The sequence below is a fragment of the Massilia sp. UYP34 genome (assembly GCF_056279385.1).
Genome location: NZ_JBWBRF010000001.1, coordinates 422,654 through 434,849, shown reverse-complemented (window position 1 = coordinate 434,849; position 12,196 = coordinate 422,654). Strand labels below are relative to the sequence as shown.

Here is a 12,196-nt window from a genome sequence, read left to right as displayed (position 1 = left end):
CTGGCAACTTAACGATGACTTAAGCTACTCAGTTGCCCCGTTCAGTCGCCCAGCGCCGCCAGCAATTCGGCCTGGTGTTCCTGGGCCAGCGCATCGGTCAGCTCCTTCAGGTCGCCGTCCATGATGAAATCGAGCTTGTACAGGGTCAGGTTGATGCGGTGGTCGGTCAGGCGGCCCTGCGGGAAGTTGTAGGTGCGGATGCGCTCGCTGCGGTCGCCCGAGCCGATCAGGCTCTTGCGGGTGGCCGCTTCCTGCGACTGCTGCGCGCGCAGCTGGGCGTCCTTCAGGCGCGCCGCCAGCACCTTCATGGCCGAAGCCTTGTTCTTGTGCTGGCTGCGGTCGTCCTGGCATTCCACCACCAGGCCGGTCGGCAGGTGGGTGATGCGCACCGCGGAGTCGGTCTTGTTGATGTGCTGGCCGCCGGCGCCGGAGGCGCGGTAGGTGTCGATGCGCAGGTCGGCCGGGTTGATGTCGACGTCCTCGACTTCATCGGCCTCGGGCATCACCGCCACCGTGCAGGCCGAGGTGTGGATGCGGCCCTGCGTTTCGGTGGCCGGCACCCGCTGCACGCGGTGGCCGCCCGATTCGAACTTGAGCTTCGAATAGGCGCCGTGGCCGACCACGCGCACGATCACTTCGCGGTAGCCGCCCAGGTCGGACGGCGACTCGGACACCATCTCGACCTGCCAGCGGTTGCGCTCGGCGAAACGGGTGTACATGCGCAGCAGGTCGCCCGCGAACAGCGCCGACTCGTCGCCTCCGGTGCCGGCGCGGATCTCGAGGAAGATGTTGCGCTCGTCGTTGGCGTCCTTCGGCAGCAGCATTGTCTGCAGCTCGAGCGCCAGGCCCGCCATGCGCTGTTTCGCGCCCTCGATTTCTTCCTGGGCGAACTCCTTCATCTCGGGATCCTGCAGCAGCTCCTCGGCGGCGGCGGTGTCTTCCAGCGCGCCCTGGTACTGGCGGTACACGGCCACCAGCGGCGACAGCTCGGCGTGCTCGCGCGTCATCTTGCGGTAGCTGTCCATGTTCGCGGTGGCGCCTTCGCTCATCAAAAGTTCATCCAGCTCGACGAGGCGGTTGGCGAGTTGGTCCAGCTTGAACAGCATGGAAGGTTTCATGGGCAGTCTCGGTATGAAGATGGTCGGGAGGCCGCAGGGAAGGGCCGGGGTGCGCGAACGGCGCATGGCGGGCGCGGCCGCCGTGAGAATCGGGCGCTAACGGCGCCCGCGGAACAGCTGCGGCAGCAGGGTGGCCAGGCGCGCGCGGTCGTCGCCCTGGGCCTGGTGCAGGGCCTGTTGCGGGCCGTGCAGGAACTTGGCGGTGAGGCCTTTCGACAGCGCTTCGAGCACGGCTTCGGCATCGTCGCCGCGCGCCAGCATCCTGCGCGCGCGTTCCAGCTCGGCCTGGCGCAATGCCTCGCCCGATTCGTGCAGGTCGCGGATCACCGGCACCACGGCGCGGTCGCCCACCCAGTGCATGAAGGACTGGACCCGGGTCTCGATGATGGCTTCGGCCTGGCGCACGGCGGCCTGGCGGCTTTCCATGCCGGTCTGCACCACCTGGGCCAGGTCGTCGACCGTATACAGGAACACGTCGTCCAGGCGCGCGACCTCGGGTTCGATATCGCGCGGCACGGCCAGGTCGACCATGAACATCGGGCGGTGGCGGCGCGCCTTGACGGCGCGCTCGACCAGGCCCAGGCCGATCAGCGGCAGGGTCGAGGCGGTGCAGGAGATGACGATGTCGAATCCCTGCAGGCTGTCGGGCAGGTCGGCCAGGCGGATCGCGCGGCCATTGTAGCGGGCGGCCAGCGCCTCGCCGCGCTCCATGGTGCGGTTGGCGATGGTGACCGATTTCGGGTTCTGGGCCGCGAAGTGGGCCGCGCACAGCTCGATCATCTCACCGGCGCCGATGAACAGCACGTGCTGGTCGGCGATGCGGTCGAAAATGCGGTGCGCCAGGCGCACTGCGGCGGCGGCCATCGACACGCTGTGGGCGCCGATCTCGGTGGTGGTGCGCACTTCCTTCGCCACCGCGAAGGTGCGCTGGAACATCTGGTGCAGATAGGTGCCCAGGCCGCCGGCGGCATCGGCCGTGCGCACCGCATCCTTCATCTGGCCCAGGATCTGCGGCTCGCCCAGCACCATCGAATCGAGGCCCGATGCGACGCGGAAGGCGTGGCGCACGGCGTCGTCCTGCGGCAGCAGGTAGAGGTGCGGCCGCAGTTCGGCGTAGTTGAGCGCGTGATAATGCGCCAGGAACTGGGCGGAAGCGTCCAGCGGGTCGGGCAGCCTGGTCGCCGCGTACATCTCGGTGCGGTTGCAGGTCGACAGGATCGCCGCCTCTTCGCCGCCAGTCGACCCGTGGCGCGCGAACCAGCCGCGCGCCGACTGCACCGCCGTGCCGATCTGGTCGGGGGCGAGCGCCAGTTGCTCGCGCAGCGAGACCGGTGCAGTGGTGTGGTTCAGGCCGACGGCAAGCAGTTGCATTTCGGAGGGAGGGCAAGGGTCAATGTACTGAGGCCATTATACGCGCTTGCCGTCAGGGTTTCAGGCGGGGGTCTAGGCGCCGAGCTTTTCCAGCCGGTAGCCATAGCTGTAGACCGGCACGAGGCGAAAACCGTTCTCCGGCCGCAGATGGAGTTTATTGCGCACGCGCGAAACGTGGGTGTCCATGGTGCGCGACGGCACGTCGTTTTCGCGGACCCACACCGATTCATGGATATAGGCGCGCGACAGCGGGCGGCCAATATTGCGGAAGAACAGCAGCGCCAGCGAAAACTCTTTTTGGGTCACGTCGATCACCGAGCCGTCCTTGAGCAGCCGTCCGGGACGGGTCTCGAAGGTATACGGGCCGAACTGCAACTGCTCGGCGCTGTTCTGCGACGGGTAGGCGCGGCGCAGCAGGGCCGAAACGCGCGACACCAGCTCGCCGCGGCGCAGCGGCCTGACCAGGTAGTCGTCGGCGCCGGCGGTGACGCCGGCAATGATGTCGTCCTCGGCGTTATTCCCGACCAGGAACATCGTCGGCGCGGCGGACGGCAGTTTTTCCTTCGCGCGGCGCAGCACTTCGGCGCCTTCCATGTCGGGCACATTCCAGTCCATCACCAGCATGTCGGTGCTGTCCTTGCGTAACTGCCCCAGCAGCTCCCTGGCGCTGTCAAACGATTGACAGCTGTGGCCAGCAGCACTGAGGACCTGGCAAATCAGGTCAGCTTGGGGGCGGTCTTGCTCCAGTACGGCGATCTTCATGACGGGCGAAATGTTGTAGGGTTGCCTATGTAGGAAGATTCCTACAAAGTTAAACCAAATATATCAGACTTTCACAAAGCGATGCTACTGATAAACATGGCACAGGTATCAAAAGGTGACATTTGTCCTATGCGACTGTTGTGTTAAGGGGACCACGCAGAAAATCCCACTACAGGCGTAGACTCGATTTTATATGTCATTCAGATAATGTATAGGGGTAAATTATGTTATTTAAACGCAAAAAATTGTCTGTGCCCGACGACCGCGTCCCCGTCAGCGGCGCCGCCATCGAAACCACCCGTATCCGGTGCCTGGCCCTGGTCAAGAAACGCGCCGTCATGTCGGCCGCGGTGGCTGCGGTGCCGGTGCCCGGCCTCGACCTGCTGGCCGATATCACGGGCTTTGCCGCCCTGGTCGACCAGATCAATGCCGAGTTCGGCCTGACCCAGCAGCAGATCGAGCGCCTGAACCCGCGCCTGCGCGTGATCGCCTACAAGGCGGCGGCGTCGGTGGGCGGCATGCTGGTCGGCAAACTGGTGACGCGCGGGGCGGTAGCGCGCCTGTTCCGGCTCGTGGCCGGCCGGATGGCGGTCAAGACCACGGCCAAGATGGTGCCGCTGGCGGGCCAGATCGCGTCGGCGGCGATCGGCTACACGCTGTTCAAGCGGATGGGGACGCAGCACGTGGACGCCTGCGTCAAGGTGGTCCAGGAGCTGGAGCGGGCCGATGCCGCGGGTGAGGCGCCGCAACCGGTGGAGGAGGACGCCGCTGCTACCCAGGTCAATGGCGGCGCGGTCAGCGGACCGGCCAAGGAACCGGTGCTGGTGATGTGAACCGGGGTTGCCGGAATGCGGGAGCCGGCCGGGCCTCGAAACAATGCCGGCGATAAAAAATGCCGGCGACAGAACATGCCGGATACAAAAGACAATGCCCGCTCGGGGCGGGCATCGTCGGGTGAAGGGTGGCGCCGGTCAGGTGTCCGGCAGCACCACGTTCACGTCCAGCACTTCCAGGTTGCCCTGGCGGTCGACCGAGACCTTGATGTCGTCAGGGTTGACCTTGACGTACTTCGAGATCACGGCCAGCAGCTCCTGGTGCAGGGCCGGCAGGAAATCCGGACCGGCGCGGTTGGTCCGTTCGCGTGCGATGATGATCTGCAGGCGTTCCTTGGCGGCTGTCGCGCTCTTCTTTTTTTCGGGGAAGAGGAATGAAAGCAATGCCATCTCACTTGGCTCCGAAAATGCGCTGGAATATGCCCGGCTTTTCGTAACTGGTAAAGCGCAGCGGGCGCTCTTCGCCCAGGAAGCGCGCGACGACGTCCTCGTAGGCATCGGCCACGTCGGTACCCTTGAAGTGGATCGCCGGATTGCCCTGGTTCGAGGCGTGCAGCACCGATTCCGATTCCGGAATGATGCCGATCAGGGGGATGCGCAGGATTTCCTGCACGTCCTGGTAAGACAGCATTTCGTCCGCCTCGACGCGCTTCGGCGAGTAGCGGGTGATGAGCAGGTGTTCCTTGACCGGCTCGCTGCCGCTCTGGGCGCGGCGCGACTTGGCTTGCAGGATGCCCAGGATGCGGTCCGAGTCGCGCACCGACGAGACTTCCGGATTGGTGACCACGATCGCTTCGTCGGCGAAGGTCAGCGCCATCAGCGCGCCGTGCTCGATGCCGGCCGGCGAATCGCAGATGATGAACTCGAAGTCCATCTTGACCAGGTCGTTGATCACGCGCTCCACGCCTTCTTCGGACAGCGCGTCCTTGTCGCGCGTCTGCGAAGCCGGCAGGATGAACAGGTTCTCGCAGTGCTTGTCCTTGATCAGCGCCTGGTTCAGGGTCGCTTCGCCATTGACGACGTTGATCAGGTCGTAGACCACGCGGCGTTCGCAGCCCATGATCAGATCGAGGTTGCGCAGGCCGACGTCGAAGTCGATCACCGCCGTCTTGTGGCCGCGCATGGCCAGCCCGGTGGAGAAGCTGGCGCTCGAGGTCGTTTTGCCCACACCGCCCTTGCCGGACGTCACAACAATAATTCTTGCCACAAAAAAGTCCTTTACAGTATCTGTTCAGTTCGGGGATCAGGCGCGGTGTGCCGGAGCCAGCGATTGGATGTCGATCCGGTCACCCACCAGCCGGATCTGCGTTGGCTGGCGCGACAGGTCGGACGGGAAACCTTCGTCGAACGTGCGGTACACGCCGGCGATCGAGACCAGCTCCGGCTGCATCGACAGCGCGAAGATGCGCGCATCCGGATTGCCGGAGGCGCCCGCCAGTGCGCGGCCATTGAGCGGCGCATACACGTGGATGCTGCCGTCGGCGATCAGCTCCGCGCCATTGTTGACCACGGCGGTGACGATCAAATCGGTGCCGCGCGCATAGATGCGCTGGCCGGCGCGCACCGGGGTGTCGATGACCAGGGGCAGGGCGGCCGGCGCCTGGGCGGCGGCCGGTTCCGGGGCAGCCGCCGCGGGGGCTGCCGCCGGGGGCGCAGCCGGGGCAGTCGCCGGGGAAACCGCCGATTCCGGCGCGGCAGGGGCGGCAGGGGCGGGCGGCGCCGGGGCGTGACCGCTGGCGCGCACGCCGCTCGAGCCGTCGTCCAGCGCCAGGCCCTGGGCCCGGATCGCGTCGATCATCGCCGGGCTGGCGCCGCGCACGGCGACCGCGTTCAGGCGGTATTTCTTGAGCAGGGCGACCAGCGCCGCCCAGTCGAGCCTCGGCGCTTCGGGCGCGATCGCGGCCACGTCGATCACCGCGAACTCGTCCTCGAAGAAGTCCGACACGCCCCCGGTCATCTGCTCCAAGGCGGAATCGATGGCGTTCGGGTCGGCCGAGTGCAGGATCGTGGAGATCGCAACGACCGTGGAAATCTTGATTTCGATGGGAAGCGTGGTTTTAGGCATAAAACGGTGTAGTTGGCGTTGCGCTCGTGCATTCTACTGTGAAATTTGTGGAAAAGGGCAGAAGCGCGCATATCATTCCTAACAGAAATTGAACCTTTGTCAGCAACCAGAAATTAAGTCATGCGCTAGATCAAACCCACACGATTGGCATGTTGTTTTTAATGAATAAACTGCTAAGATTGCTGATGCTTAAATAGCAGCATGGGTTCCTGGTTGCGGTAGTTGTGGTTTTATCGATCCCATGCACAGAGGCCGCCAACGCAGAATAGCGCGCCGAGTCCGAGGGAATTCTGAATATTGCCGGCCGCGGCCGGCTGAACGGAGATTGAACATGGAAGACGTAGTCATCGTCGCCGCCGGTCGTACGGCCGTCGGCAAATTCGGCGGCACCCTCGCCAAGATTCCCGCCGCCGAGCTCGGCGCGCAAGTGATCAAGCATCTGCTGGCCAAGACCGGCATCGCTCCCGAATCCGTCAGCGAAGTCATCCTGGGCCAGGTGCTCACCGCCGGCGTGGGCCAGAACCCGGCGCGCCAGGCCGTCATCAAGGCCGGCCTGCCCGACATGGTGCCCGGCTATACCATCAACAAGGTCTGCGGCAGCGGCCTCAAGGCCACTCACCTGGCAACCCAGGCGATCCGTTGCGGCGACGCCGAGATCGTCATCGCCGGCGGGCAAGAGAACATGAGCGCCTCGCCGCACGTGCTGCCCGGCTCGCGCGACGGCTTCCGCATGGGCGACGCCAAGCTCACCGACACCATGATCGTCGACGGCCTGTGGGACGTCTACAACCAGTACCACATGGGCGTCACCGCCGAGAACGTCGCCAAGAAATACGAGATTTCGCGCGCCGAGCAGGACCAGTTCGCGCTGCAGTCGCAGCTGAAGGCCGAGGCAGCCCAGAAAGAAGGCAGGTTCAAGGACGAGATCATCCCGATCGAGATCGCGACCAAGAAGGGCACGACCGTCTTCGACACCGACGAGTATCCAAAACATGGCAGCACCCTCGAGGCGCTGGCCAGCCTGCGTCCGGCGTTCAACAAGGAGGGATCGGTCACCGCCGGCAATGCGTCGGGCATCAACGACGGCGCCGCCGCCGTGATCATGATGAGCGCCTCGAAAGCGAAAGAACTGGGCTTGACCCCGATGGCGCGCATCAAGGCCTATTCGTCGTCCGGCGTCGATCCGTCGATCATGGGCATGGGCCCGGTGTCGGCCTCGCAGCTGTGCCTCAAGAAGGCCGGCTGGACCCACGAAGACGTCGACCTGATGGAAATCAACGAAGCTTTCGCCGCCCAGGCCATCGCCGTCAACAAGCAGATGGGCTGGGACACGTCCAAGATCAACGTCAACGGCGGCGCGATCGCCCTGGGCCATCCGATCGGCGCCTCCGGCGCGCGCGTGCTGGTCACCCTGCTGCACGAAATGATCCGCCGCGACGCCAAGCGCGGCCTGGCGAGCCTGTGCATCGGCGGCGGCATGGGCGTGGCGCTGGCGGTCGAGCGCGACTGAGCGAGACCAGGCACGACAGAGCACGATCCGACGACAGACAGCGACGGCCCGCTTGCCGCGGCGCCGTCGGTTTCAAGCGGTATAACGTGACACAATATAAAATTGGAGAAGACAATGGCTCGAGTAGCATTAGTAACCGGCGGCATGGGCGGCCTGGGCGAAGCGGTGTGCATCAAGCTGGCCGCATTGGGATATCAGGTCGTCACTACTTTTTCACCGGGCAATACCAAGGTCGACGCTTGGCTCAACGCCATGAAAGAGCAGGGCTATGACTTCAAGGCCTATGCCTGCGACGTGGCCGACTATGACGCCGCCCAGGAATGCGTGCGCCAGGTGATCGCCGATGTCGGCCCGATCGACGTGCTGGTCAATAACGCCGGCATCACCCGCGACATGACCTTCAAAAAGATGGACAAGGTCAATTGGGACGCCGTGATCAAGACCAACCTCGATTCCGTGTTCAATATGACCAAGCCGGTCTGCGACGGCATGGTCGAGCGCGGCTGGGGCCGCATCATCAATATCTCGTCGGTGAACGGCCAGAAAGGCGCCTTCGGCCAGACCAACTACTCGGCGGCCAAGGCCGGCATGCACGGTTTCACCAAGGCGCTGGCGCTGGAAGTGGCGCGCAAGGGCGTGACCGTCAACACCATCTCGCCGGGCTATATCGGCACCAAGATGGTGATGGACATCCCGAGCGAAGTGCTGGAAACCAAGATCATTCCGCAAATTCCGATGGGCCGCCTGGGCAAGCCCGAAGAAGTGGCGGGCCTGGTGGCGTACCTGTCGTCGGACGAGGCGGCATTTGTTACCGGCGCCAATATCGCCATCAATGGCGGGCAGCATATGTCCTGATTCGTCAGGGCAGCATCTTCAGTTCGTTAGCTCGAGCACGTCGTCCCCGCGTTTGCGGGGACGACGTTTTGCGTTAACAATCCATCATAAAATACCAATCGACCGATCTTCACGGAGCAACCCATGCACACCTTGCCCCATGGCGGCCTCGCCCTGTCCAGCCTCGACGAACAGCTGCTGCTCCCCGGCGTCAAGGGCTTGCCGCTGCGCGCACCGTTGCGCCAGGGCGCGATCGCTGTGCAGGGGTGGAATGTGCTGCGCGGCGACACCAGCTATCCGGTCGCCGTGCTCAGGGAATCCAGCCTGCGCCACAACCTGGCCTGGATGCGCGCCTTTTGCGAGCGCCACGGCGTCACCCTGGCGCCGCACGGCAAGACCACGATGAGCCCGCAGCTGTTCGGCGCGCAACTGGCCAATGGCGCCTGGGGCATCACCCTCGCCACCGCGATCCAGGTCCAGGTGGCGCATCGCTTCGGCGTGCGCCGCGTGTTGCTGGCCAACCAGCTGGTGGCGCGCAGCGACATCGACGCCGTGCTGGCCCTGCTGCATGGCGATCCGGATTTCGAGTGCATCGTGCTGGCCGATTCGCACGCCGGCGTGGCGCGCCTGGCGGGGGCGGTCGCGGCGCACAAGCTGGCCCGTCCGTTGCCGGTGCTGGTCGAGCTGGGCCTGGCCGGCAAGCGCGCCGGTTGCCGCACGCCACAGGAAGCGATGGAGGTGGCGCGCGCCATCGCGCTGGCCGACGGCCTGGCGCTGGCCGGCTTCGAGGGGTACGAAGGCCTGCTGGTGAGCGACGATCACGCCGGCGACCTGGGCCAGGTCGACGATTTCCTGTCCCGGCTGATGGCGCTGGTGCGCGACGCCGATGCCGCGGGCCTGTTCGCGACATCCGAGATCGTGGTCTCGGCCGGCGGCTCGTCCTATTTCGACCTGGTGGCGCGCGGCGTCACGCGGGGCGACGGCCTGTCGCGTCCGCTGCGCGCCATCCTGCGCAGCGGCTGCTACCTGACGAGCGACCACGGCATGGTTCGGCGCCACATCGATGCGCTGAACGCGCGCGAAGGCCGTCAGGAAGAGGGCCTGCGGCCCGCGCTCGAAGTCTGGAGCACCGTGCAATCGCGCCCCGAACCGACCCTGGCCATCGTCACCATGGGCAAGCGCGATGCGTCGTACGACGCCGACCTGCCGATTCCGCTGTATGCGGCGCGTCCCGATGGCGATGCGGCGCCGGCCACGCTGCCGCCCGGCTGCACGATCTTCAAGATGAACGACCAGCACGCCTACCTGAGGCTGCCGGAAGGCGACCCCGTGTGCAACGGCCTGGCGGTCGGCGACCTGGTCGGCTGCGGCATCTCGCATCCCTGCACCACCTTCGACAAGTGGCCGCTGCTGCTGGTCGTGGACGACGCCTACGCGGTGCGCTACGCGCTCAATACCTTCTTCTAAAAGCGACTGTCGGTACGCTACAATCGGCTTCTTGAATCACCGCCAACAAGAGCCGCCATGCCCGTCACGCCGCCGTCGCTGTTCCCGCCGATCCAGCCCATCCGCCACGGCATGCTGGCGGTCGACGAGATGCACACGATCTACTGGGAAGAAGTCGGCAATCCGGACGGCATCCCCGTGCTGTTCCTGCACGGCGGCCCCGGCGCCGGCCTGTCGCCCCAGCACCGTCGCTTCTTCGATCCGCACGCCTACCGCGTGATCCTGTTCGACCAGCGCGGCGCCGGCAAGTCGACGCCGCTGGGCGAGTGGCGCAACAACACGACCCAGCTCCTGATCGAGGACATCGAGCGCCTGCGTGCGCTGTTCGGCATCGAACAGTGGCTGGTGTTCGGCGGCTCCTGGGGCTCGACCCTGGCGCTGGCCTATGGCCAGGCCCATCCCGCACGCTGCCTGGGCTTCGTGCTGCGCGGGATCTTCCTGTGCACGCGCGCCGAGGTGGACTGGTTCATCAACGAGGTGCGCTGGTTCTATCCCGAGCTGTACGAGGAATTCGTGGCCCCGATTCCGCAGGAGGAGCGGCGCGACCTGCTCAAAGCCTACGCGCGCCGCCTGTTGTGCCACGACCCGGACGTGTATTGGCCGGCCGCGCGCGCCTGGAGCCGGTTCGAGGGCCGGCGCGTGTTCCTGCTGCCGCAGCCCGAGGAAGTGGCGAACGATACGCTCGACCTGGGCGTCGGCCGGCTCGAGTCGCATTACATGCTCAACGGCGCCTTCCTGGACGAAGACCAGCTGCTGCGCGACCTGGCGCGCATCGCCCACCTGCCGGCGCTGATCGTGCAGGGCCGCTACGACGTGATCTGCCCGCCGCTGTCGGCCTGGCGCCTGCACACGGCGTGGCCAGGGTCGAAGCTGGAGATGATCGCCGACGCCGGCCATGGCGCGCTGGAGGCGGGGATCGCGCGCGCGCTGGTGGCGGCGACCGAGCAGTTCAAGCGGCTTCGCCGGTTCGAGTGAGGTTGGGTGACGGTGCTAATGGCTGCTACACTATGCGCATGCAGGTTGAACGCGTCGGCGGCAAAGCCGCCAACCCTACGCACATGCAGGTTGAACGCGTCGGTGGCAAAGCCGCCAACCCTACGTACATGCAGGTTGAACGCGTCGGCGGCATAGCCGCCAACCCTACGCGCATGTGGTTGAACACGCGTCACCAGCAGAGCCGCCAGCCCGACGTACCAGGCACATGACAACAATTCGAAACGTGTTCCCATGAATATCCAGATCAGCGATATCGGCCATGTCATCCAGCTGGCGATCGCGCCGGTTTTTTTGCTTACTGGCGTGGCCACCAAGCTGACCGTGCTGACCAACCGGCTGGCGCGCATCATCGACCGCACGCGCGTGCTCGAGGACCGGCTCAAGGTCAGTCCCAACGCCGAGTTTTCGAGCGAACTCGAGCTGCTCTACCAGCGCTCGCACCTGATCAACTTCGCGATCGCCTCCAGCACCGCCTGCGGCCTGCTGGTGTGCGTGGTCATCGCGATGCTGTTCGCGGGCGATACCACCGGCATTCCGCTCGACCAGTACATCGCCGCCTGCTTCGTGTTCGCGATGATCGCCCTGATCAGCAGCTTCGTCTATTTCTTGCGCGAGATCTTCATCGCGTCGAAGTTCATGCGCATGCAGCACCAGGCCATCATGATGCTGCAATCGCCGCCGCCGCCACCACCATCGCCAACCTCGCAGCCTTGAATGCGGCAAGAAAGAATCTTATGCACGACTACCAACGCCCTCCGACCCTGCACCGCTACGCCCTGCGCGCCGAACTCGAAAACGCGCTCAAGAACGGCCAGTTCCGCCTCGAACCCAGTGGCGGCTTCCTGCAAGTGTCGTTTTCCACCGTCTGGGACAAGCGCCTGTTCGACGTCATCACGCCGAGCGACGCCTGCCTGGTGATCCACAATACCGAGGAGTTCGGCGAGCGCCTGCATCGCGCGGTGCAGCGCCTGCTGCCCAACTGGGCCGGCATCGACGGCGCCATCGAGTACGGCAACCGTTCGCCGCTGGGCGCGGCCTTCACCAAGAGCCTGGGCCAGGCGCGCGAAAAAGAGTGGCAGTTCGCCTGGCGCCCGATGTCGGCCGGCGCCAGCCTGAACCCGGTGGTGGTCAGCATCGGCAGCATCGAAAGCTTTGCCGAACTGCGCGACCGCGAAAGCCACCTGGCTTGATGCGTCTTCCA

13 protein-coding genes are annotated in these 12,196 nt (G+C 65.3%); 7 read left to right on the top strand and 6 right to left on the bottom strand.

The window, feature by feature from the left end; all coding sequences use genetic code 11:
- Nucleotides 1-41 precede the first annotated feature (41 nt).
- From prfA to ACZ9AQ_RS01880, 3 genes are all read right to left on the bottom strand, one after another.
- A complete protein-coding gene (prfA, locus tag ACZ9AQ_RS01890; protein ID WP_429201174.1) occupies nt 42-1,118 on the bottom strand; it encodes a peptide chain release factor 1 in 1,077 nt (358 codons plus the stop codon).
- A 96-nt stretch (nt 1,119-1,214) separates the two neighbouring features.
- On the bottom strand, nt 1,215-2,489 hold the full coding sequence (gene hemA, locus ACZ9AQ_RS01885; RefSeq protein WP_429201176.1) for a glutamyl-tRNA reductase: 1,275 nt from the start codon (nt 2,487-2,489) through the stop codon (nt 1,215-1,217).
- 72 nt (nt 2,490-2,561) lie between these two features.
- Nucleotides 2,562-3,251 carry a response regulator transcription factor gene (locus ACZ9AQ_RS01880; RefSeq protein ID WP_429201178.1) on the bottom strand — a complete coding sequence of 230 codons (690 nt, stop codon included), beginning with the start codon at nt 3,249-3,251 and terminating at the stop codon, nt 2,562-2,564.
- Between the two features lie 251 nt (nt 3,252-3,502).
- Here ACZ9AQ_RS01880 and ACZ9AQ_RS01875 point away from each other — a divergent pair, with 251 nt between their 5' ends.
- Nucleotides 3,503-4,084, top strand: coding sequence for a hypothetical protein (locus ACZ9AQ_RS01875; RefSeq protein ID WP_429201179.1), 582 nt, complete (start codon nt 3,503-3,505; stop codon nt 4,082-4,084).
- A gap of 138 nt (nt 4,085-4,222) precedes the next feature.
- Here ACZ9AQ_RS01875 and minE read toward each other — a convergent pair whose 3' ends face one another.
- Genes minE through minC form a run of 3 tightly spaced genes read right to left on the bottom strand, consistent with a single transcriptional unit; the run spans nt 4,223 to nt 6,149 of the window.
- The gene (minE, locus tag ACZ9AQ_RS01870; RefSeq protein WP_109345644.1) at nt 4,223-4,474 is read right to left on the bottom strand and encodes a cell division topological specificity factor MinE; all 252 of its coding nucleotides are present in this window, start codon (nt 4,472-4,474) and stop codon (nt 4,223-4,225) included.
- 1 nt (nt 4,475) lies between these two features.
- On the bottom strand, nt 4,476-5,291 hold the full coding sequence (gene minD / locus ACZ9AQ_RS01865) for a septum site-determining protein MinD (RefSeq protein ID WP_429201182.1): 816 nt from the start codon (nt 5,289-5,291) through the stop codon (nt 4,476-4,478).
- A gap of 36 nt (nt 5,292-5,327) precedes the next feature.
- Nucleotides 5,328-6,149, bottom strand: a complete 822-nt coding sequence (gene minC / locus ACZ9AQ_RS01860) for a septum site-determining protein MinC (protein WP_429201184.1) — start codon at nt 6,147-6,149, stop codon at nt 5,328-5,330.
- Nucleotides 6,150-6,480: 331 nt separating this feature from the next.
- On the opposite strand from minC, the gene ACZ9AQ_RS01855 reads away from it, so the two are divergent.
- The 6 genes from ACZ9AQ_RS01855 (at nt 6,481) to ACZ9AQ_RS01830 (ending at nt 12,185) form a co-directional block, all read left to right on the top strand.
- Complete coding sequence (locus ACZ9AQ_RS01855; RefSeq protein WP_429201186.1) at nt 6,481-7,659, top strand: acetyl-CoA C-acetyltransferase; 1,179 nt, start codon at nt 6,481-6,483, stop codon at nt 7,657-7,659.
- A gap of 114 nt (nt 7,660-7,773) precedes the next feature.
- Nucleotides 7,774-8,514: an acetoacetyl-CoA reductase gene (gene phbB, locus ACZ9AQ_RS01850; protein ID WP_429201188.1), complete on the top strand. Its 741-nt coding sequence runs from the start codon at nt 7,774-7,776 to the stop codon at nt 8,512-8,514.
- Nucleotides 8,515-8,637: 123 nt separating this feature from the next.
- Nucleotides 8,638-9,960: an amino acid deaminase gene (locus ACZ9AQ_RS01845; protein ID WP_429201190.1), complete on the top strand. Its 1,323-nt coding sequence runs from the start codon at nt 8,638-8,640 to the stop codon at nt 9,958-9,960.
- A 57-nt stretch (nt 9,961-10,017) separates the two neighbouring features.
- Nucleotides 10,018-10,974 carry a prolyl aminopeptidase gene (gene pip, locus ACZ9AQ_RS01840; RefSeq protein ID WP_429201192.1) on the top strand — a complete coding sequence of 319 codons (957 nt, stop codon included), beginning with the start codon at nt 10,018-10,020 and terminating at the stop codon, nt 10,972-10,974.
- Between the two features lie 252 nt (nt 10,975-11,226).
- The gene (locus ACZ9AQ_RS01835) at nt 11,227-11,709 is read left to right on the top strand and encodes a DUF2721 domain-containing protein (RefSeq protein WP_005663930.1); all 483 of its coding nucleotides are present in this window, start codon (nt 11,227-11,229) and stop codon (nt 11,707-11,709) included.
- Between the two features lie 20 nt (nt 11,710-11,729).
- Nucleotides 11,730-12,185: a hypothetical protein gene (locus ACZ9AQ_RS01830; RefSeq protein WP_429201194.1), complete on the top strand. Its 456-nt coding sequence runs from the start codon at nt 11,730-11,732 to the stop codon at nt 12,183-12,185.
- The last annotated feature ends 11 nt before the right edge of the window (nt 12,186-12,196 follow it).